Consider the following 19,088-nt stretch of genomic DNA (forward strand, 5'->3'; position numbering starts at 1 on the left):
TTCAAACAGCGCTACGAACGGCAGAAAGAACGTAAGTTAGAACTGACCGAGCAACTGCCACGTTTGTTGGCTCGCCGTGACGCAATTGAAGTGAGTGTCTCAAACGCCGAGAAGGCGATCAAAGAGACCACTGACATTCTCGATAAGTGGGGCGATCTTAGTCGAGAGAATAAACGACTGCTCATCGAGTCAGTGTTACAGCGAGTGGACATATCAGAGGACGAGATTGAATTCACCTTCCTCTATGAACCAACTACGCCCCCAGCTTCATCAAACTCCTCAAACAAATCATCCTCTAACCCATCCAATCCTTCCCCTCCCCAAAGAGGCGGCGTGAAAGCAACACAACCTCACGGATTCATCGCGGCCACCAGCTGGACGCGCGCCGGAAAGCTGACATGCGCATTGGCTCGTGCGATCGAAACGGTGCCCGTCTCAAGCGGCTGGCGCAGCGAATCGAGCACCGGGCGCTGGAATTCGGGCAGCTCGTCGAGAAACAGCACGCCGAGATGGGCAAGGCTCACCTCGCCGGGCCGCACCTTGAGCCCGCCGCCAACCAGTGCGGCCATGGAGGCCGAGTGATGCGGCGCGCGATAGGGCCGGTTGCGCGCCAGCTTACCGCCTTCCAGCGTGCCCGCGACGCTCGCGACCATCGACACTTCCAGCGCTTCGGCCGCCGTCAGCTCGGGCAGGATGCCGGGCAGGCACGCCGCCATCAGCGACTTACCCGATCCCGGCGGCCCGGACATGAGCAGGTTGTGCCCGCCGGCCGCGGCGATCTCGAGCGCGCGCTTGGCCGTCTCCTGCCCCTTCACCTGCTTGAGATCCGGCCCGGCGACGGGCTCTTCGACGTTTCCCGGAACGGGCGGCGGAAGCTGGCTCGTCCCCTTGAAATGATTGAGCAGCGACAGGAGATCGGGCGCGCCGATCACCTCGACATCGCCCGCCCAGGCCGCTTCGGCCCCTTGGGCGGCCGGGCAGATCAGCCCGAGTTCGCGTTCCGAAGCGTTGAGCGCCGCGAGCAATACGCCGGGCGACGGTGCCACCCGGCCGTCAAGACCCAGTTCGCCGACCACGACATAGGCGGCGAGCGTCTCGGCATCGATCACGCCCATAGCGCCCAGCAGCCCGAGCGCGATCGGCAGGTCGTAATGCGAGCCTTCCTTGGGAAGATCGGCCGGCGAGAGATTGATCGTGATCCGCTTGGGCGGCAGCGAGAGCCCGATGGCCGAAATCGCAGCGCGCACCCGCTCCCGGCTCTCCGCGACGGCCTTGTCGGGCAGCCCGACGAGATTGAAGGCCGGCACGCCGGGCGCAATCTGGACCTGTACCTCCACCGCCCGCGCTTCCAATCCCAGATAGGCCGTAGTCGCGACATGAGCGACCATCGCCACCCCCCTATTTTCACTGTTTGTTCTGTTTTTGACACGCCCCGCCGCAAGAGTCGAGCAAAAGCCTCTATTCGGTCACATCTCTTGTTCAGATAGAGTGAGATACCCAATTCGCATGTGTGAAAGAGCAAGCCATCTCTAACCAGCCCGACAAGCGCGCCGGAATCCGTTTCGTTCTGACCGTAATCGGCGGATTGCTCGTCATCACCGCGCCGATCGTCGGGCTGTTGCCCGGCCCCGGCGGCATCTTCATGTTCGCCATCGGCTTTCCGCTCATGCTGAAGAACTCGGCGATCGTCCGGCGCTTCTATGCTCGGCTGAAAGCAAAACATCCCAAAAAGGGCGAATGGGTCGATTGGGCGATGCGGCGGAAGAGCACGCTCAGGCGCATACGCCGGCGGCGCGAAGAGCAAGGCGCCGATTGACTTTCGCCGGGGGTTCGATTAGCAGAACAGCCAGATTTGAGGCCGCCCGGAAGGCGCGGCCCTTTTTGTTCCAGTTTTTGAGGAATTGAGCGATGAAGCGCACCTTCCAGCCGAGCAATCTCGTGCGCAAACGGCGGCATGGTTTTCGGGCCCGCAAGGCAACTGTCGGCGGCCGCAACGTGCTGCGCGCACGCCGCGCCAAGGGCCGCAAGAAGCTGTCCGCCTAAGCGCCGCCCCGAGCGCGATGTCTGCGCCCCGTGTGGCGACGCTAACGAAAAGACGCGACTTTCTGGCCGCCAATCGCGGCAAACGCGCGGCCATGCCCGGCTTCGTTTTGCTCGTCCGCGACCGGGCGGATGGCGACGACACGATCCGGCTCGGCATTACGGTCACCAAGAAAATCGGCGGCGCTGTCGTCCGCAACCGCATGAAGCGGCGGTTCCGGGCACTGGGCCGTGAGATATTGCCCGAGCAAGGCGTTGCGGGCGCCGATCATGTGCTGATCGGCCGCAAGGGCGGTATCGAGCGGGACTTCGGCGCACTACGCAGCGACTTCTCCGAGGCGCTCGAGAGAGTCAGCCGATGATCGCCAGACTGCTCATCGGCCTCGCGCGCCTGTGGCAAATTGGGCCCTCGGCCATCCTGCCGCCGAGTTGTCGCTATCAACCTTCATGTTCGGCCTATGCGATCACTGCCTGGACGCGCTATGGGGCATTCAAGGGTAGCTGGCTGGCGCTGCGGCGCATCCTGCGCTGCCATCCCTGGGGCGGATCGGGTCACGATCCGGTTCCATAAGTAGAGACAAGAGAAGAATGGGGAATTGCGGTGGATAATTCGCGCAACATGATCCTTGCGATCGTGCTTTCTGCGATTGTGCTGATCGGCTGGAGCTTTGTCGCCGAGCAGGTTGCACCGCCGCCGCCCGAATCCGCGCCGGAAACGGCAGCCGAAGCGGATGTGGTCCTTCCGGAAACCGAAGCGGCCGCCGTCACCGAGGCCGAAGTAACGCGCAACGTCGAGGACGTAATCGGCGAGGCCGAAGCGGCGCGCATCCCGATAGAGACGCCGCGTCTCGAAGGCTCGATCAACCTGCGCGGCGCGCGGATCGACGATCTGGTTCTCCTCGATTATCGCGAAGAGATCGAGCAGGATTCGCCGCCGATCCGCCTGCTCTCGCCCGACGATACCGGGCAAGCCTATTTTGCGCATTTCGGCTGGGCCGGTGAAGGTGTCGAGATGCCGACGGGCGATACGGTCTGGCAGGCCGATGGCGAGCGCCTCGCACCGGACAGCCCCGTCACCCTGAGCTGGCGCAACGGCACCGGCCAGCTTTTCCAGATCGAACTGCAGGTGGACGAAGACTTCCTGTTCACGATCGGCCAGCGCGTATCTAACACGCGCGACGCGCCGATCAGCGCGCGGCCCTATGCGCTGCTCATGCATCAGGGCGAGATGCGCAGCGGCACGAACCCCGACCCCGATACCTGGCTGATCCACACGGGTCCTTATGGCTTCTGGGACGATGTTCTCCACCGCGACCTCGATTTCGACGATCTCGACGAGGCAGGATCGTCAGGCGAACGCTTCTCGCTGCAAAATGGCTGGCTCGGCTTCAACGGAAAATACTGGCTCGGCGCGCTGGCCCCGGCCAACGACCGGGCCGTGGACGCCGCCTTCATGGCGCTGCCCAATGACCGCTATCAGGCCGTGTTCACCGGCCAGCCGACGGTGATCGAAGGCGGCCGGGCACTCTCGACCGAAACCTATTTCTTCGCCGGAGCGAAGGAAACGCACCTGCTCGAACGCTATGAGGTCGATGCGGGTATCAACCAGCTCGATCGCGCGATCGACTGGGGCTGGTTCTACTGGTTCGAGCTACCGCTCTTCTATCTTTTGAGCTGGCTGTTCACGACCGTCGGCAATTTCGGCGTCGCGATCATCCTGATGACCTTCATCATCCGCGGCCTGATGTTCCCGATCGCGCAGAAACAGTTTTCGTCGATGGCCGGGATGCGCGCCGTGCAGCCGAAGATGAAGGAAATCCAGGAACGCTACAAAGACGACAAGCCGAAGATGCAGCAGGAGGTGCTCGCCCTCTACCAGCGCGAGAAGGTGAATCCGCTTGCAGGCTGTCTGCCGATCTTCCTGCAGATCCCGATCTTCTATGCACTCTACAAGGTGCTGCTGCTGTCGGTGGAAATGCGGCACGAGCCGTTCGCGCTCTGGCTGCAGGATCTGTCCGCGCCCGACCCGCTCACGCCGGTCAACCTGTTCGGCCTCCTCGCCTTCACGCCGCCGACCTGGCTCGCGATCGGCATTCTCCCGATCCTGCTCGGCATCACCATGTGGCTGCAGTTCAAGCTGAACCCCGCACCGATGGACCCGACCCAGCAGAAGATTTTCGGCATCATGCCCTGGGTCTTCATGGTGATCATGGCGCCCTTTGCCGCCGGGCTGCAGCTTTACTGGGTGACGTCCAACATCCTCACCATCGCGCAGCAGAGATGGCTCTACAGCCGCGATCCGCGCCTGAAGGAACAGGCGAAGATGGCGAAGGATTAGTGTGGTGACCGATCAGGCCGCTCTGGAAGAGATGGCTCGGAAGACGTTTTCCGGGCCCATCGACTTTCTGAAATCGGCGCCGAGCTTGGAGTATATACCCGAAGCGGACCTGCCCGAAGTTGCGTTCGCAGGCCGATCGAACGTCGGCAAGTCGACGCTGCTCAACGCGCTGACCAACCGCAAGGGCCTCGCCCGCGCCTCCAATACGCCGGGCCGAACGCAGGAGCTCAATTTCTTCGAAGTCGGCGATCCGCCGCAATTCCGGCTCGTCGACATGCCGGGCTATGGCTTCGCCAAGGCTCCGCCGCAGGTGGCGAAGCGCTGGCGGCATCTGATCAACGACTTCCTGCGCGGCCGCCCCACGCTGAAGCGTACGCTCCTTCTGATCGATGCGCGCCGCGGCCTCAAGGATATCGACCGCGAGCTGATGGATATGCTCGACGAGGCCGCGGTCAGCTATCGAATCGTGCTCACCAAGTCCGACAAGCTGAAGGACAAGGCGCTCGCGGACACAGCCGCAAAGCTGGCCGAACAGGCCAAGGGCCATGCCGCCGCCCATCCCGAAATCCTGACGACGTCGAGCGAAACCGGATTGGGTGTGGACGAACTGCGCAAAGAGGTTATCCAAGCCATCGGCTGAGACGAACGGACGCGAAGAAGGGCGAAGCATGAAACTGATCATCGGCAACAAGGCCTATTCGTCCTGGTCGATGCGCGGCTGGCTTGCGCTGAAACAATCCGGTCTCTCCTTCGAGGAAGTCACGGTCCCGCTGTTCGACGAGGAGTGGGAGCAGCGCCGCGAGGGCAATGAGTTCGCCGCCTCCTCGGGCAAGGTGCCGGTGCTTTGGGACGGCGATACCGTTGTGTGGGACAGCCTCGCGATTATCGAGTGGCTCGCCGACAAGGTCGGGCGGGATCGCTTCTGGCCGAAGGACGAGGCTGCGCGCGGCATGGCCCGCTCCATGGCGGCCGAGATGCATTCGAGCTTTCCCAATCTGCGCCGCGATCTGCCGATGAACGTGCGTAAGGTGTTTCCCGCGCGGCAGCTCAGCGCCGAAGTCGCCAGCGAGATCGGCCGCGTGCTCGAAATCTGGGCGCAGGCCCGGGCGCGCCATGGCGGCGAAAACCCGTTCCTGTTCGGCGATTTCTGCGCGGCGGACATCATGTATGCGCCGGTCTGCACGCGTTTCGTGACCTATTCGGTGAAACTGCCGCCTTTCGCCCAGGGCTATGTCCAAGCCGTAATCGCCCATAGCTGGGTGCGCGAATGGATCGAGGCCGCGCAGGACGAGCCCTGGATCATCGAGCGCTATGAGGAAGCGCCGGATTAGGACGCGCCGCCGCTAACTCCAGTCGAAATCGCTGCCATCCTTGCGCCGAAAGCCGCGGCCGTTTTCGAGGTGCATGTCGATATCGGGATAGTGGCAGTCGCTGGCCGCAGGTCGGCCGACGGCGATGTAGAAACAGCTCGTATCGCTCTCGTTGATCAGCGCATGGCCGTTGCCGTCATTCTTCGGAAAGGCCGCGCAATTGCCGGCGCGCATCAGTGTGCGCCCGTTATCGTCGACAAGCACCGCTTCGCCAGCAAGCATCACGACGAACTCGTCCTCATCCTCGTGCCAATGACGCTGGGCCGACCAGGCACCGGGTTTGAGCTCGACATGGCTGACACCGAAATCGCTTAGGCCGCCCGCAGGCGCGAGCCTTCGATACCAGCGCTCGGCGACTTCGCCCCGATGTTCGGGCGGATAGCCGGTCGCATTGGTTTGCGGGATCGCATCGAGATCGAGCTTGGGCATGGCGCACTCCTGCTAGGCAAGGGGGTGCAGCCCGGTTACACGCGATTTCATGAGTGACGCAATCGATCCCATCGCACTGCTGGAAAAGCTGATCGCCTGTCCAAGCGTGACGCCGGAAGAAGGCGGCGCGCAGAGGCTTCTGGGCGACACACTCGAAAATCTCGGCTTCGATATCGAGCATATGGTTTCGGGCGAGCCGCCGCACGGGCCCGTGCCGAACCTCCTTGCAACGCGCGGGTCCGGCGGACCGCATTTCGCCTTTGCCGGGCACACCGATGTCGTGCCACCGGGCAAGGGCTGGACGACCGATCCGTTCACCGCCGAAACCAAGGGCGATCTGCTTTACGGGCGCGGCGCGGTCGACATGAAGGGTTCGATCGCGGCCTTCGTCGCGGCGGTGGATCGCGCGGGAGAGCTGCCGGGCACGCTGAGCTTCATCATCACCGGCGACGAGGAAGGCCCGGCCGTGCACGGTACGCGGGCGCTGATGGAGCGGATGGAGGCGCGCGGCATCCGGCCGGACATGATCCTGGTCGGCGAACCGACATCGCAAAACCGGCTCGGCGACACGATCAAGATCGGGCGGCGCGGTTCGGTGAATATGTGGATCGATATCGTCGGCAAACAGGCCCATGTCGCCTATCCGCACGAAGGCGACAATCCGATCACGCGGCTCTTTCGCGTCGGCACGCGGCTCCACGAACTCGATCTCGACGATGGCGACGAATGGTTCCAGCCGTCCAACCTCGAGGTCGTGACCGTCGATGTCGGAAACCCGGCCTCCAACGTAATTCCGGGCGAAGCACATCTCCGGCTCAACATCCGGTTCAACGTGCATCACAAGGGCGACGATCTGGTCACGCAGGTGCGCGAGATCGTGCACGAAGAAGCGCCGGGCGCCCGATTCGAGGCGATGGTATCGGGCGAAGCGTTTCTGACGGAACCCGGGCCGCTGTCCGATCTTGTGAGCGCGGCTATCGAAGAGGCGACTGGCGTGACGCCGGAACTGTCGACGGGCGGTGGCACATCGGATGCCCGCTTCCTCCATGTCCTGTGCCCGATCGTCGAATTCGGGCTGCTGAACGCGACGATGCACAAGCTCGACGAAGCGGTCGCGGTCGCCGATGTCCACAAGCTCACGGACATCTACGAAGGCGTGTTGCGCCGCGCGCTGGTCTGACGGAAACCGCCATGCGGATCGCCTATCTCGCCTGCCGCCTGACCCTGCCGGACTCGCCCGAACGCCGCCCCGATGCATTCGAACATGACCAGATGATGGAGTGTCTCAGCGCTGCGTTCGCCGCGCATTACGCGACGGTTGAAGCGATTGCCTGGGATGACGAAGATGCGGATTGGCGCCGGTTCGATGCCGTACTGATCGGCTCGACCTGGGACTATCAGGATCATCTGCAAAGGTTCCTCGATCGTTTGGCCAAGATTGAATCGCAGACAATGCTCTTCAACGACAGCGCAACGGTCCGCTGGAATTGCCGCAAGACCTATCTGAAGGATCTTTCCGAGCGAGGCGCGCGCACAGTGCCGACGGTGTGGCTGGACCGGCCGGCCGGTGCAAATGTCGAGCAGGCTTTCGATGCGTTGGGCAGCGATGATCTCGTATTCAAGCGTCAGGTCGGCGCGAACGCAGAGGGTCAGTTTCGCTTGAAGCGCGGCGATCCGGTTCCGCCCATGCCCGAACCGATGATGGCCCAGCCCTTCCTGCCGGCGATCCAGAGCGAGGGCGAGATGAGTTTGGTTTTCATAGACGGCGCCTTTTCGCACGGGCTGGTCAAGTCGGCGGCCGATGGCGACTATCGAATCCAGTCCTCTTATGGCGGGCGCGAAAAACCCTGCACACCGGACGCCGCGGATATCGCTGCCGCAACATCTATCCTCGAAACGCTCGCCGAGACGCCGCTCTACGCACGCATCGATATGGTGCGCGGGACGGACGGGGACATGCTGTTGATGGAATTAGAGCTGGTCGAGCCGTTTCTCTATCCGCTCCAGGCCGACGGGCTTGGCGAGAGGATCTACGACGCCGCAGCGCGCCGCCTCAGCACGATATAGAGCGCGCCGCGACCGCCATGACGCGGATGGGCGCCGCGCACGGCCGCGATATGCGGAGCGTGGCGCGACGCCGCCAGCCAGTCGCCGACCGCGGCGCGAATCTTGCCGCGGGTAACCGGCCCCTCCCCTTTCGGCGCATGGCCCGTGATCAGGAGGACGATGCGTGCATGCGAACCTATCGCCTGCCCCAACCCGCGATCCAGCCGGTCATAGGCCGAGTTCAGACTGTGGCCGTGCAGGTCGATCGTAACATCGGGATCGACCCGGCCCCGCGTCAACTTTCGGTCCCAGCTCGCATCAAGCGTCGTGCCCGGCCCGGGCGCCGACTTGCGCTGCGGCAGTTTCGGGACGGCGTATGCGGCGAGATCGGGACCAGGAGAAAGCTTTGGCCGTGGCGCATCCTTCTGCGGGCTGCGGTCGAGCGGCTCGACCGTTTCGATCACCTTGTTCCAGAGCGCCTGTTCGTCGACGCTGAGATCGCGTTTCGCCATCTAGTCGGCGCGCAGAAGGCGCGTGGCCGACGCCCTGGGAATCAGGATATAGGCCTGGCCCCGGCTCGCCATGCCGCTGGCGATGGCATAGGCCTCGTCGCCTGCACCCCAGAATGTGTCGAACCGGTTGGCGCCGCGGATCGCGCTGCCGGTATCCTGTGCGATCCACAGCCCGTCGGCGACATCATGTTCGAGGTCGAGAAAGACCGGTGCGCCGAGCGGCACGAAATCGGGGTCGGCGGCCACTGTACCGCGCGGCGTGACCGGCCGTCCGAGCGAACCGAGCGGGCCAGGGCCGTTCACTTCCGTGAAGAAGATGTAGCGGCGGTTTTCCTGCATGATCTGACGGCCGCGGTCGGGATTGTCGCGCAGCCATGTCGCGATGCCCTCGGCCGTCGTCTGTCCGTCGCCGAGCAGCCCGCGATCCCGCATCAGGCGACCGATGCTCGTATAAGGATAGCCGTTATTACCGGCATAGCCGATCCGCATCGCATCGCCGTCCGGCAGCCGCAAAATGCCCGAACCCTGTACCTGCAGAAAATAGAGATCGACGAGATCCCGGGCCCAGGCGATCGCAAGTCCTTGCCCCTCGAGCGCACCATTCTCGATCGCGGCCCGCGTCAGCGATGCGTTCTCGCCACATTCCGGCGCGCAGGATGGCGGAACCTCGTTGGGGAGCGCGTAGACCGGCCATTCATAGCCATCGCGCCGGTCGCGTGCTGCGGCGATTTCGGGCTCGTAATAGCCGGTTGCGAATGCCTGTCCCGAACCGACTTCCACTGTTTGGAAATACTCGGCGAAGAAATCCTCCGGATCGCTGCGCCAGGACGGTGCGGCCTCGCAAGCGCGTGTCCAATCGGTAGAAACCGTCAAACCCGTGCCGTCTTCCCGGCTCACAAGCGACGGGCAGGATATCCGAAAGGTGCTGAGCGCGCGCTCCGCCTGTTCGCGGCTGATATTCAGCGATTCAACGGAAGGCCCCGAACGCACGCCCTGCGCCAGCGCATTGGCTGCGGCGGGAGGCGCCGGAGTCGCAGGAGGCGGCGTTGCCGGAGCGGGCGCTGGCGGACGGGATGCGCGCTCGGCTGCGGGCGGGATGATGCCGGCACAGGCGGTCAGCGCGGAAAGCAACAGGAGCGCGCCAGCGCTCCGCGGCTTGATCACGACGCCTCGTCGGTTTCGATCAGCTTCCAGTTGGGGTCGGCATCGCGGACGTTGCGCGCGAAGGTCCAGATATCGTGCGTCTCGACCGCGTCGGAAAGCGATCCGGCGATCACGGTGCCCTCGCGGTCGCGCGTCACGCCGGCGATATCGGCATCGAAGCGCAGCGTGATCCGCGCCGTACCCGAATCATATTCGGCCATCTCGATCTGCGTCCGGTCGATCATGATCAGCTTGTTGTCGAGTTCATGGCCTTCGGCTTCGCGCGCATCGATCGCCGCGTTGAAGCTCTCCATCACCTCGTCGCTAACAAGATGCTCGAGATCGTCGCGATCGCCCTTCCAGAAGGCTTCGAGGATCATGCGGTAGGCGGCCTGCGCACCGATCAGGAACTCGTTGACGTCAAACGAGGAATCGGCGGACGCGATCTTGCGGATACCGGCGGATGCAGCGGGCAGCACGAGGCCGTCCGGCTCTTCTTCGGCAGCCGGCGCGAGATCGGGCACGGGCTGCGGCCGCTGCTGCACGGTCGGTGGCGCCTCTACCGGGCGCGGCATGCGCGGCTCCTGTTCGTGACCGGTTCGCTGCCCCAGCACGCTGAACAGCCTAAGACCGACAAATACGGCCACCATCGCAAGAAGAATTATCTCGACCACAAGGCCTCCACTCGAAAATTCTGCCCATACATAGGCTTCGCGGCGGCGCGTTTCAAATAGGGAATGGTGCCTAGCCCCGATTTTCCCTCATCGCGCGTCCAGCACAGCCAGTATATCGCGGCTGAACTGCGCGATATCGAACCGCTCGCCATCGCCCACCGCATCGAACCCGCGGCGGACGATCACGACTTTCCGCGCCGGAACGATGACCACATATTGGCCGCGATTGCCCATGGCGGCATATGTACCTTCGGGCAGCCCCTGTTCCGGGCCGAAGAGCCAGAATTGCGCGCCGTAGCCGACGCCGCCGATACGCTGCGGCTGGTCCGGCGCGGGCGTCGCGACATAGGCGGACCAGCCTTCGGGAAGCAGCCGATCGCCCTGCCACATACCATCGTTCAGATAGAGCAGGCCCATCCGTGCGAGATCGCGCGCCGTCGTCCAGACCTGGCTCGAAAGGATGAAATTGCCCTGCCAGTCGGTTTCGGGCGTGGTTCGCGTCATCCCGATGCGCCACAGCAATTCGGTAAAGGGATAGGCCAGCGCCTGTTCGCCGTCGCCAAGCGCGAAGCGCAGCGCGCGCACGGCGAGCAGCGTATCGTTATTGGCATAGCGCCAGCGCGTGCCCGGCACCGCCTCGAGCGGCAGCGCCGGAATCGAATCGGTGACGAGCTGACCACCAAAATAGACATTGTCGGTGCGATTGCCGGCAAACGGGCTCCATAAGCCGCTGCTCATGTGGAGCAGGTGGTGCCAGTTGATCGCCGCGCGCGGATCGCCGGGTGTCTGCCAGGCGGGCACCGGTGCCGGTTCGTCGAGATCGACGATATCCTGATAGACGGCGCGGCCGATAACCGTGGCGGCAATGCTTTTCGCGACCGACCAGGTGCGTTGCGGCCGATGCATATTGTAGCCCGTGCGATACTGTTCCCCGACGATATGGCCATCCTGCACGACGAGCACGGCGGTGGTCTCGGTGCCGGCGCCATAGGTCGCGCGGTCCAGCGCTGACGCAAGTACGCCATCCAGTTCGGCCTGCCGCCCCTCCGGTAGCGCGCGCACCGCATCCGCATCGCCCTGTGGCCAGGCGCGCGCGTCGCTCGCTACCAGCTCCGGCACATCGACATCGGCGCCCAATGCCACCGGCTGGATTGCGCCATCGGGATCGGCGCCGGTCGGCAGTTGCGCGCAACCGAGCTGGGGCCGCCATTGCGCCACCCGTGGCGGCATATTGTCGGCGAAACGTACGCTGACCCGCTGGCGCTCCCGATCGATCTCGGCCGGAAGGTCGCCAATCAGCGGGCGATAGGCCGAATAGATGCGCGTCAGATCGTCGGCCGCAACTTCCGCTTCGCTCTGTCCCGCATTGAATATGCCGCTGCACAGAAACGCGGCCTTGTATCCGGCCGCGATCGCCAGATCGCGCGGCGAAGGCTCTTCATTCTGCGCGTGGAGCGGCGTCATCGCCGCAGCCGCAACGCATATTCCGATCGTGAGATTCCGTATGATCATCGCATCATCCTGTCTTTGCGCCTGTCCCCTGACAAGCCGGGCGGCGCCATTGCCCTGTTTGCGCCCTGCTGCTAGCGGGCATCGCGAAATCGCGCAATTTCGCGCGGAGCCATCCAATCAGGGAATTGAGGTACAACATCATGGCCGACGAACAGGGCGCAGCCCCCGATCAACCCGCAGCCGGCGCGCCGGACGATGCGCCGCGCGTCAACATCCTCGCACAATATGTGAAGGACCTGTCGTTCGAGAATCCGAATTCGCCGGGCGTCTATCAGGCGAACGAAACGCCGAAGATCGACGTGCAGTTCAATATCGGCAGCGACAGCGCGGGCGAGAATGTCTGGGAAGTCCTGTTGAAGATCGATGTCAGCGCCAAGCTCGAACAGGGCACGGCCTTCCAGGTCGAGCTTTCCTATGCCGGCCTGTTCGGCCTGACCAATGTGCCCGAGCAGCAGCGCGAGCCGTTCCTGCTCGTCGAAGCGCCGCGCATCCTGTTCCCCTTCGCCCGGCGCATTCTCGCGGACACGGTGCGCGACGGCAATTTCCCGCCGCTGATGCTCGAGCCGATCGATTTCGCCGCGCTTTACATGCAGCAAAAGGCGCAGCTCGCGCAGGGCGGGTCCGACAATGTCAATATCGACTCGCCGATTGGCCAGGCCTGAGCGCAGCATGACGGGGCCGATGGCAGGGGCCGGCCGCACGCCATGAACCTCATACGGGCCACCGGAACGATCGGCGGCCTGACGATGGTCAGCCGCATTGCCGGGTTCGTGCGGGACATGCTTTTGGCCCGCATCCTCGGCCCCGGCCTGGCGGCGGACAGTTTCTTCGTCGCCTTCCAGCTACCGAACATCTTTCGCCGGTTGTTCGCCGAGGGCGCTTTTGCGTCCGCCTTCGTGCCGCTGTTCAGCCGCAAGCTCGGCAAGGATGGAGAGCTGGAGGACGCCGAGCAGTTTTCGAGCGAAGTCGTGTCGGTCTTCGTGCCGGTACTTATCTTCTTCGTAGCGCTGTTCGAGATTGCCATGCCGGCGATCATCTGGCTGATGGCGAGCAGCTTCCAGGAAGTGCCCGGGAAGTTCGAGCTGACCGTCGCGCTGGCGCGGATCACCTTTCCCTATCTCTTCCTGATCAGCATGGTCGCGCTGCTCGCAGCGATCCTCAACTCAATGTCGCGATTCGCGGCCGGGGCGAGTTTTCCGATCCTGCTCAACCTTGTGCTGATCGCGGCGCTGCTGATCGGCGACGACGCGTCGATCCTGATCGGCGAGTATGTCAGGGGACCGGGCGGGGAGGACATTATCGTCGCCTATTTTCTCGCCGGCGGCGTCGCGCTCGGCGGCGTCGTGCAGCTGGCATGGCTCTGGTTCTGGATGAAACGCAGCGGGTTCAGGCTGCGGTTCCAGCGGCCGCGCCTCACCAAGGACGTAAAGGAACTCGGTATCATCATCCTGCCCGCCGCGTTCGGCGCGGGCGTTTATCAGATCAGCCAGCTCGTGCAGCTCTTCTTCGCAACGCAATTGCCGGGCGGCTCGGTCAGCCATCTCAATTTCGCGGACCGGCTGAACCAGCTGCCGCTGGGCGTGATCGGCATCGCACTGGGTACAGCAATCCTCCCTGCCCTCTCCCGCCATATCGGCGCGGACGACAAGGAACAGGCCGACCGGGTCCAGTCCAACGCCATCGAACTCGCGATGCTGCTGACCTTTCCGGCGGCGGCCGCGCTGATGATCTGCGCGCCCGCCTTCGTGAACGCCTTTTTCCTCGGCGGGCAGTTCGACGCGGAGGATGCCCGAATCACGAGCAATGTGCTGACGGCACTCGTCGCTGGCCTGCCAGCCTATGTGCTGATCAAAGTGCTCACGCCCGCCTTCTTCTCGCGCAAGGACACGCGCACGCCCGTCTATGCCGCGGCGATCGTGCTGATCTTCTTCATCACCTTCAACGCGCTACTGATAGATCGCCTCGGCATTGTCGGCATCGCATCGGCGACGGCGATAGGCGCGTGGCTCAACGTCTTCATGCTCTATGCGATCCTGCAGAAGCGCGGCCATTATGCGCTCAACGCCCCGCTCGTCGGGCGGCTGTTCAGCCAGCTTCTGGCGACCGGCGCGATGGCGGCGATGCTTTTCTATCTCCTGCCTTATCTCAGCGACTGGTTCGGCGGGAGCGTGTTCGAGCGGGTCGCGTCCATCGCGGCACTGGTCAGCGCAGGCATGCTCGTCTATTTCGGCGCGGCGGCGCTGACCGGCGCCATCGATCGCTCCAAGATCGCCCTCCTCGTCAAGCGAAAGGCCCCCAACTGATGCGTGTCGTTTCCGGCATCCAGCCCACCGGCAATCTCCATCTCGGCAATTATCTCGGCGCCATCGTCAACTGGGTGAAGATGCAGGACGAAGGCGAATGCCTGTTCTTCCTCGCCGACCTCCACGCCATTTCCATGCCCATCGATGCAGCCGAACTGAGCGCCGGCACCCGCGAGATGGCCGCCGCGCTGATCGCTTCGGGCATCGACCCGGACCGCTCGACCCTGTTCAACCAGGCACGGGTGCCCGCCCATGCCGAGCTGCAATGGCTGCTCTCCGGCACCGCGCGCATGGGCTGGCTCAACCGCATGACGCAGTTCAAGGACAAGTCCGGCAAGAACAAGGAAGGCGCGAGCATCGCGCTCTTCGCCTATCCCGTTCTCCAGGCGGCCGACGTTCTGCTCTACAATGCGACGCACGTGCCGGTCGGCGAAGACCAGAAACAGCATCTCGAGCTGGCGCGGGACATCGCGGAAAAATTCAACACCGATACCGGCACGGAGACGTTCGTTTTGCCCGAACCCTATATCGGCGCGACGGCGGCGCGAATCATGTCTCTGCGCGATGGCTCGGCGAAGATGTCCAAGTCGGACGTATCGGACATGAGCCGTGTAAATCTGTCCGACGATGCCGATGCGATCGCAAAGAAGATTCGCAAGGCGCGAACCGATCCCGATCCCCTGCCCGAAACGATGGACGGGCTGGCTGAGCGGCCCGAGGCGCGAAATCTCGTGACGATCTACGCGGCCTTGGCGGATACCGCGCCCGATGCGGTCTTGGCCGAGTTCGCCGGCAAGGGCTTTGGCGATTTCAAGCCCGCGCTGGCCGACCTCACGGTTTCCATCCTCGAACCGATTTCAGCGCGGTTCAATGCACTGAAAGACGATGCGACGACGCTCGATTCGATCCTGCAGGCAGGCGCGGAAAAGGCGGCCGCGACCGGTGCGCCGATCCTCGCCAATGCCTATCGCGCGCTGGGTCTGCTGAGCGGGCGCTAGCTCCGATCCGTTCACGGAACGTTCAATCGGGGTTCAGGCAGCTTGGTATAAAGCCGCCCGATATTATATAGTTGGCTGTAGCTGATTACGGAGACCCGCCATGTCCCGCAAATTATTCGCCCTTGCCGCACCCATCGCGATGCTTGCGATCGCTGCTTGCACGACACCGTTCCGCGCCGACGTTGCGCGCTTCCAGCAGATGCCCGCACCGCAGGGCGAGAGCTTCTACATCCAGCCGGCGGACGAATCGCTGGCCGGCGGTCTCGAATTCGCCACCTACGCAAATCTCGTCGCCCTCGAACTCGGCGAATATGGCTACAGCGCCGCGCGCTCGCCGCAGGACGCGACGCTGGTCGTCACCATGCAGTACAGCGTCGACGACGGGCGCGAGCGGATCGTGACGAGCCCCGGTTTCCATCGTGGTTTCTGGGGCTATCGCTCGGCCTTTTATGGCCGCTGGGGATGGCGTTCGCCCTATCATTTCGGCTGGTACGATCCGTTTTTCGACAGCGGCTTCGGCTATCCGCATGTGCGGAGCTACACGCTCTACACGAGCGAGCTCGAACTGCGGATCGACCGTGCGGCCAATGGCGAATCGGTCTTCGAAGGCCGGGCCCGCGCGCGGTCACGCAGCGATGCGCTGACCGAACTTGTCCCCAACCTGGTCGAAGCGATGTTCACCGGCTTCCCCGGCAATTCGGGCGAGGAAGTCCGCATCACGGTCATGCCGCGCGACGAGGGCTGAGAAACGCCGCGGCGGTCGGCCGCTTTCGATAGCTTGTGATATCCGGAGGCCATGCCATGATGGCCGGCATGGATGACCGCTTATTTGTACTCATGTCGATGCCGCGGACGGGCTCGAACATGCTGGTCAGCACGTTCGACAGCCATAAAGACGCGACGTGCCTTCCGGCAATTTTTACTGCCGGTGGCTGGCGAAATTGGCGAGCCCGTGCTCGGCGCCAGCCCGATGACACCGTCTCATCGCGGATGGCAAAACTGCCCAAAAAATGGAACGAGCTCGATCAACGCATCGCTGACATGCCGGAATTTTTGGATAGCGTCGCGGCGCAATTCCCCGATGACAAGCGGATCGGCTTCAAGCATCATATGGGACCGGTAGATCGTAAGTCGACTGCGCAGATAATTGCGCTGAAGCTACCGACGATCATTCTGCGTCGTCGCAACATTCTGGCCGCGTTTTCATCGGGTCAGATCGCGAAAGTGACTGGCCAGGGTTCATTATCGATTGGACAAAAGCGAAAAGAGGCAAAGATCGAATTCGACGCAGAAGCCTTCCAATTATATGTCGGATGGTGGGAGGCGGTGTACGAGCACTGGATCGCTGAAATACAAAAGACCGGCGCTCCCTGCATGATCATCGACTATACCGAAGCGCGGAAGAATGAAGGCAAGGCACGCGCCGCTACGTTTCTGGGCCTCGACGCGCAAGCTCTCGGTCAGACACAGACAGTGAAGCGCAACCCCGATGAAATACTGAAGCGCTTCTCGAACGCGGCGTCCGTAGAAAGCTTTCTGCAAGACCACAATCTCATGCATTGGAGAGTCGAGACCGAGGCGGAGGTCTGATCCGGGGTACTTAGTTCTCGAGCTTGCGCAGCAGCGAGCGGACATCCGAATCGAGTTCGCTGTCCGCCGCGCGCAACTCCTTTATCCGCTTGATCGCGTGGATCACCGTCGTGTGATCGCGCCCGCCGAAACGCCGTCCGATCTCGGGCAGCGAACGCGGGGTCAGCCGCTTGGCCAGGTACATGGCGACCTGACGCGGACGGGCCACCTCGCGCGCGCGGCGCGCGGACGTCATTTCCGCATGGCGAATGCCATAATGCTCGCAGACGCTGCGCTGGATCTCGTCGATCGTGATGCGGCGCTGCGAATGGCGCAGCAGGTCCGCCAGCGTTTCCTGCGCGAAGGGCAGATCGATCGGACGCTTCGAAAGCAGCGAATAGGCGACAACCCGCGTGAGCGCGCCCTCGAGTTCGCGAATGCTCGCGGAAAAACGCTGGGCGAGGAAATCGGCGACGTCCTTCGGCATTTCGGCCTGCGGCATCTGGCCCAATTTATGCGCGACGATACGGCGGCGATGATCGAGATCGGGCTGACGCAGGTCCGTCACCAGTCCGCCCGCAAGGCGCGAGGCGATCCGCTTGTCGACGGCGCCGAGCTCGTGCGGCGGCCGGTCGGCGCTGATCACGAGGCGATGGCCGGTCGCGATTATCTCATTGATCGTATGGAAGAATTCTTCCTGTGTCGCTTCCTTGCCGGCAATGAACTGGACATCGTCGACGAGCAGGAGATCGGCCGAGCGCAGCTTCTGCTTGAAGCCGATGGTATCCTTGTCCCGCATCGCCGAAACGAACTCGTACATGAATTTTTCGGCCGACATGTACAGCACGTTCGAGCGCGGTTTCTGACGGAGGAACTCGTGGCCGATCGCGTGTAAAAGATGAGTCTTGCCCAGGCCCGTACCGGCGTGAATGTAAAGTGAGCTGAACATCGGCACGCCGACATCGGCCATCATCCGCGCCGCGTTGAAAGCGACCTCGTTCGCTGTGCCGGTCACGAAATTCGAGAACACATAACGATTTTCGAGTGGGGTGCCGATGCTGTCTCCGCTCGTTCCCGTCAGCTGCTCGGTCGGCGGCAGGACGTCCTCTTCACCGACGATGAACAGCGCGGGGCGCGATGCGCCTTCGGCCGCGACGATGTCGATCTCGCGCACACTCGGCACGGTGGCGCGCCACGCATAGCGGAGTCGGTCGGAATAATGTTCGCGGACCCAATCGGCCATGAAATGCGACGGCAGTTCGAGACGAATCTGTCCGGCCTCTTCTTCGTAGCCGATGAGCTTCATCGGTTTCAGCCAATGATCGAAAGTGCGCGCGCCGAGATCACGTCGCAGGCCGTTGCGAATGGCATCCCAGGCAGCTTCGAAAGGTTCGTGTGCGTTCGCTATTTCTGCATCCGATTTATCGACACCCGTATCCCGCACCACGCAACGCCTCCCCTTATATACCGCCTCTCAGACCACAGCCCGGCGCCCTCTGACCGCCTGAGCTTCACAATCGCGCGACAAAGAAAACCCCCAGCGAAAAACCCGCGTTTTCGCATGACACTTGTTCTTGGCGACTGTGCCGGTCGGGAAGAATCGCTACCGACCGAGTGCTGTTTGATGAATTGTTAACGCGTCCAAAGCAAGGGGTCGGACCGTCAAATTTTTGAAATAATTGGGGTTGACACGCATAGCCGCCAATCCTGACGGATGAAGGCACAAACCGTTGAAATATCTGCGATAATTAGCGCTTCGCCCCTATGCGATATGATTCGCAATCGGTGCGACTCGTTGAGATTCCAAGTGTAACCAATCTGCAAAAAAATTTTCGCATTCGCGATCGACGCTGCCCGTCGCCGATGGCCGCGACCGGCCCGCCTATTTGAGCGCGGCGACCCGCTTGGAGAGACGCGAGAGCTTCCGCGAAGCTGTATTCTTGTGGAAGATTCCCTTGGCAACACCGCGCGCAAGTTCCGGCTGCATGGCCTGCAGCGCTTCGGTCGCTTCCTTCTTGTCGCCGGCTTCAACAGCGGTCTCGACCCGCTTGATGAAAGTGCGGATACGGCTCACGCGATTCGTGTTCACGACGGCGCGGCGATTGTTACGGCGAATGCGTTTCTTGGCCTGGGGCGTATTGGCCATAATAAACC

Annotated in this window: 21 protein-coding genes and 1 pseudogene; 14 read left to right on the forward strand and 8 right to left on the reverse strand. The window is 63.0% G+C overall.

The genetic code is table 11. The features are described from left to right. Nucleotides 1-353: 353 nt before the first annotated feature. Nucleotides 354-1,388 (reverse strand): annotated as a pseudogene (locus ACTS1Z_RS14675) (YifB family Mg chelatase-like AAA ATPase); the annotation flags it as partial. 122 nt (nt 1,389-1,510) lie between these two features. Between ACTS1Z_RS14675 and ACTS1Z_RS14680 the strand changes: the two are divergent. From ACTS1Z_RS14680 to ACTS1Z_RS14710, 7 genes are all read left to right on the forward strand, one after another. Further along, complete coding sequence (locus ACTS1Z_RS14680) at nt 1,511-1,816, forward strand: hypothetical protein (RefSeq protein ID WP_442625218.1); 306 nt, start codon at nt 1,511-1,513, stop codon at nt 1,814-1,816. A 92-nt stretch (nt 1,817-1,908) separates the two neighbouring features. Beyond that, nucleotides 1,909-2,043 carry a 50S ribosomal protein L34 gene (gene rpmH / locus ACTS1Z_RS14685; protein ID WP_176874774.1) on the forward strand — a complete coding sequence of 45 codons (135 nt, stop codon included), beginning with the start codon at nt 1,909-1,911 and terminating at the stop codon, nt 2,041-2,043. Nucleotides 2,044-2,060: 17 nt separating this feature from the next. Further along, nucleotides 2,061-2,402 (forward strand): ribonuclease P protein component, encoded by a 342-nt coding sequence (rnpA, locus tag ACTS1Z_RS14690; protein ID WP_442625219.1) that lies wholly within the window; start codon nt 2,061-2,063, stop codon nt 2,400-2,402. Further along, on the forward strand, nt 2,399-2,611 hold the full coding sequence (gene yidD, locus ACTS1Z_RS14695) for a membrane protein insertion efficiency factor YidD (RefSeq protein ID WP_442625220.1): 213 nt from the start codon (nt 2,399-2,401) through the stop codon (nt 2,609-2,611). The genes rnpA and yidD overlap by 4 nt, the downstream gene beginning before the upstream one ends. Before the next feature lie 30 nt (nt 2,612-2,641). After that, nucleotides 2,642-4,378: a membrane protein insertase YidC gene (gene yidC / locus ACTS1Z_RS14700; RefSeq protein ID WP_442625221.1), complete on the forward strand. Its 1,737-nt coding sequence runs from the start codon at nt 2,642-2,644 to the stop codon at nt 4,376-4,378. Between the two features lie 31 nt (nt 4,379-4,409). Next, a complete protein-coding gene (yihA, locus tag ACTS1Z_RS14705) occupies nt 4,410-5,018 on the forward strand; it encodes a ribosome biogenesis GTP-binding protein YihA/YsxC (RefSeq protein ID WP_442625441.1) in 609 nt (202 codons plus the stop codon). Nucleotides 5,019-5,046: 28 nt separating this feature from the next. Further along, nucleotides 5,047-5,709 (forward strand): glutathione S-transferase family protein, encoded by a 663-nt coding sequence (locus ACTS1Z_RS14710; RefSeq protein ID WP_442625222.1) that lies wholly within the window; start codon nt 5,047-5,049, stop codon nt 5,707-5,709. Nucleotides 5,710-5,721: 12 nt separating this feature from the next. On the opposite strand, the gene ACTS1Z_RS14715 is transcribed toward ACTS1Z_RS14710, so the two are convergent. Further along, nucleotides 5,722-6,177 carry a cupin domain-containing protein gene (locus ACTS1Z_RS14715; RefSeq protein WP_442625223.1) on the reverse strand — a complete coding sequence of 152 codons (456 nt, stop codon included), beginning with the start codon at nt 6,175-6,177 and terminating at the stop codon, nt 5,722-5,724. 49 nt (nt 6,178-6,226) lie between these two features. On the opposite strand from ACTS1Z_RS14715, the gene dapE reads away from it, so the two are divergent. Both dapE and ACTS1Z_RS14725 read left to right on the forward strand, forming a co-directional pair. After that, nucleotides 6,227-7,357 (forward strand): succinyl-diaminopimelate desuccinylase, encoded by a 1,131-nt coding sequence (dapE, locus tag ACTS1Z_RS14720; RefSeq protein ID WP_442625224.1) that lies wholly within the window; start codon nt 6,227-6,229, stop codon nt 7,355-7,357. Nucleotides 7,358-7,368: 11 nt separating this feature from the next. Beyond that, nucleotides 7,369-8,244, forward strand: coding sequence for an ATP-grasp domain-containing protein (locus ACTS1Z_RS14725; RefSeq protein WP_442625225.1), 876 nt, complete (start codon nt 7,369-7,371; stop codon nt 8,242-8,244). Here the strand turns inward: ACTS1Z_RS14725 and ACTS1Z_RS14730 are convergent. The 4 genes from ACTS1Z_RS14730 to ACTS1Z_RS14745 all read right to left on the reverse strand — a co-directional run bounded on the left by ACTS1Z_RS14730 (nt 8,208) and on the right by ACTS1Z_RS14745 (nt 12,064). After that, nucleotides 8,208-8,735 (reverse strand): Smr/MutS family protein, encoded by a 528-nt coding sequence (locus ACTS1Z_RS14730; RefSeq protein WP_442625226.1) that lies wholly within the window; start codon nt 8,733-8,735, stop codon nt 8,208-8,210. The two genes, ACTS1Z_RS14725 and ACTS1Z_RS14730, sit on opposite strands and share 37 nt — an antisense overlap. Beyond that, on the reverse strand, nt 8,736-9,899 hold the full coding sequence (mltA, locus tag ACTS1Z_RS14735; RefSeq protein WP_442625227.1) for a murein transglycosylase A: 1,164 nt from the start codon (nt 9,897-9,899) through the stop codon (nt 8,736-8,738). Continuing rightward, nucleotides 9,896-10,552, reverse strand: coding sequence for a Tim44/TimA family putative adaptor protein (locus tag ACTS1Z_RS14740; protein ID WP_442625228.1), 657 nt, complete (start codon nt 10,550-10,552; stop codon nt 9,896-9,898). Before ACTS1Z_RS14740 ends, mltA begins: the two co-directional genes overlap by 4 nt. Nucleotides 10,553-10,639: 87 nt before the next feature. Further along, a complete protein-coding gene (locus ACTS1Z_RS14745; RefSeq protein ID WP_442625229.1) occupies nt 10,640-12,064 on the reverse strand; it encodes a serine hydrolase domain-containing protein in 1,425 nt (474 codons plus the stop codon). Nucleotides 12,065-12,204: 140 nt separating this feature from the next. Between ACTS1Z_RS14745 and secB the strand changes: the two genes are divergently transcribed. The 5 genes from secB (at nt 12,205) to ACTS1Z_RS14770 (ending at nt 16,955) form a co-directional block, all read left to right on the forward strand. After that, entirely contained in the window at nt 12,205-12,726 is a 522-nt protein-coding gene (gene secB, locus ACTS1Z_RS14750) for a protein-export chaperone SecB (protein WP_442625230.1), read from the forward strand. A 42-nt stretch (nt 12,727-12,768) separates the two neighbouring features. After that, nucleotides 12,769-14,367 carry a murein biosynthesis integral membrane protein MurJ gene (gene murJ / locus ACTS1Z_RS14755; RefSeq protein ID WP_442625231.1) on the forward strand — a complete coding sequence of 533 codons (1,599 nt, stop codon included), beginning with the start codon at nt 12,769-12,771 and terminating at the stop codon, nt 14,365-14,367. Next, nucleotides 14,367-15,365 (forward strand): tryptophan--tRNA ligase, encoded by a 999-nt coding sequence (gene trpS, locus ACTS1Z_RS14760; protein ID WP_442625232.1) that lies wholly within the window; start codon nt 14,367-14,369, stop codon nt 15,363-15,365. Before murJ ends, trpS begins: the two co-directional genes overlap by 1 nt. Nucleotides 15,366-15,465: 100 nt before the next feature. Then, nucleotides 15,466-16,110 carry a DUF4136 domain-containing protein gene (locus tag ACTS1Z_RS14765; protein WP_442625233.1) on the forward strand — a complete coding sequence of 215 codons (645 nt, stop codon included), beginning with the start codon at nt 15,466-15,468 and terminating at the stop codon, nt 16,108-16,110. Between the two features lie 56 nt (nt 16,111-16,166). Then, on the forward strand, nt 16,167-16,955 hold the full coding sequence (locus ACTS1Z_RS14770) for a hypothetical protein (RefSeq protein WP_442625234.1): 789 nt from the start codon (nt 16,167-16,169) through the stop codon (nt 16,953-16,955). Nucleotides 16,956-16,965: 10 nt separating this feature from the next. Here ACTS1Z_RS14770 and dnaA read toward each other — a convergent pair whose 3' ends face one another. Next, nucleotides 16,966-18,342: a chromosomal replication initiator protein DnaA gene (dnaA, locus tag ACTS1Z_RS14775; protein ID WP_442625442.1), complete on the reverse strand. Its 1,377-nt coding sequence runs from the start codon at nt 18,340-18,342 to the stop codon at nt 16,966-16,968. 474 nt (nt 18,343-18,816) lie between these two features. Beyond that, nucleotides 18,817-19,080, reverse strand: coding sequence for a 30S ribosomal protein S20 (gene rpsT, locus ACTS1Z_RS14780; RefSeq protein ID WP_299327282.1), 264 nt, complete (start codon nt 19,078-19,080; stop codon nt 18,817-18,819). Between the last annotated feature and the right edge of the window lie 8 nt (nt 19,081-19,088).

It is taken from the genome of Parasphingopyxis sp. (assembly GCF_052168295.1).
In the GTDB taxonomy this organism is placed as follows: domain Bacteria; phylum Pseudomonadota; class Alphaproteobacteria; order Sphingomonadales; family Sphingomonadaceae; genus Parasphingopyxis.

What these genes read in the sequence shown, in the direction of transcription:
- rpmH (WP_176874774.1), top strand. Translation starts at nt 1,909, where the DNA reads ATGAAGCGCACCTTCCAGCCGAGCAATCTCGTGCGCAAACGGCGGCAT.
- rnpA (WP_442625219.1), top strand. Translation starts at nt 2,061, where the DNA reads ATGTCTGCGCCCCGTGTGGCGACGCTAACGAAAAGACGCGACTTTCTG.
- yidD (WP_442625220.1), top strand. Translation starts at nt 2,399, where the DNA reads ATGATCGCCAGACTGCTCATCGGCCTCGCGCGCCTGTGGCAAATTGGG.
- yihA (WP_442625441.1), top strand. Translation starts at nt 4,410, where the DNA reads ATGGCTCGGAAGACGTTTTCCGGGCCCATCGACTTTCTGAAATCGGCG.
- ACTS1Z_RS14710 (WP_442625222.1), top strand. Translation starts at nt 5,047, where the DNA reads ATGAAACTGATCATCGGCAACAAGGCCTATTCGTCCTGGTCGATGCGC.
- ACTS1Z_RS14715 (WP_442625223.1), bottom strand. Translation starts at nt 6,177, where the DNA reads ATGCCCAAGCTCGATCTCGATGCGATCCCGCAAACCAATGCGACCGGC.
- dapE (WP_442625224.1), top strand. Translation starts at nt 6,227, where the DNA reads ATGAGTGACGCAATCGATCCCATCGCACTGCTGGAAAAGCTGATCGCC.
- ACTS1Z_RS14725 (WP_442625225.1), top strand. Translation starts at nt 7,369, where the DNA reads ATGCGGATCGCCTATCTCGCCTGCCGCCTGACCCTGCCGGACTCGCCC.
- ACTS1Z_RS14730 (WP_442625226.1), bottom strand. Translation starts at nt 8,735, where the DNA reads ATGGCGAAACGCGATCTCAGCGTCGACGAACAGGCGCTCTGGAACAAG.
- ACTS1Z_RS14745 (WP_442625229.1), bottom strand. Translation starts at nt 12,064, where the DNA reads ATGATCATACGGAATCTCACGATCGGAATATGCGTTGCGGCTGCGGCG.
- secB (WP_442625230.1), top strand. Translation starts at nt 12,205, where the DNA reads ATGGCCGACGAACAGGGCGCAGCCCCCGATCAACCCGCAGCCGGCGCG.
- murJ (WP_442625231.1), top strand. Translation starts at nt 12,769, where the DNA reads ATGAACCTCATACGGGCCACCGGAACGATCGGCGGCCTGACGATGGTC.
- trpS (WP_442625232.1), top strand. Translation starts at nt 14,367, where the DNA reads ATGCGTGTCGTTTCCGGCATCCAGCCCACCGGCAATCTCCATCTCGGC.
- ACTS1Z_RS14765 (WP_442625233.1), top strand. Translation starts at nt 15,466, where the DNA reads ATGTCCCGCAAATTATTCGCCCTTGCCGCACCCATCGCGATGCTTGCG.
- ACTS1Z_RS14770 (WP_442625234.1), top strand. Translation starts at nt 16,167, where the DNA reads ATGATGGCCGGCATGGATGACCGCTTATTTGTACTCATGTCGATGCCG.
- rpsT (WP_299327282.1), bottom strand. Translation starts at nt 19,080, where the DNA reads ATGGCCAATACGCCCCAGGCCAAGAAACGCATTCGCCGTAACAATCGC.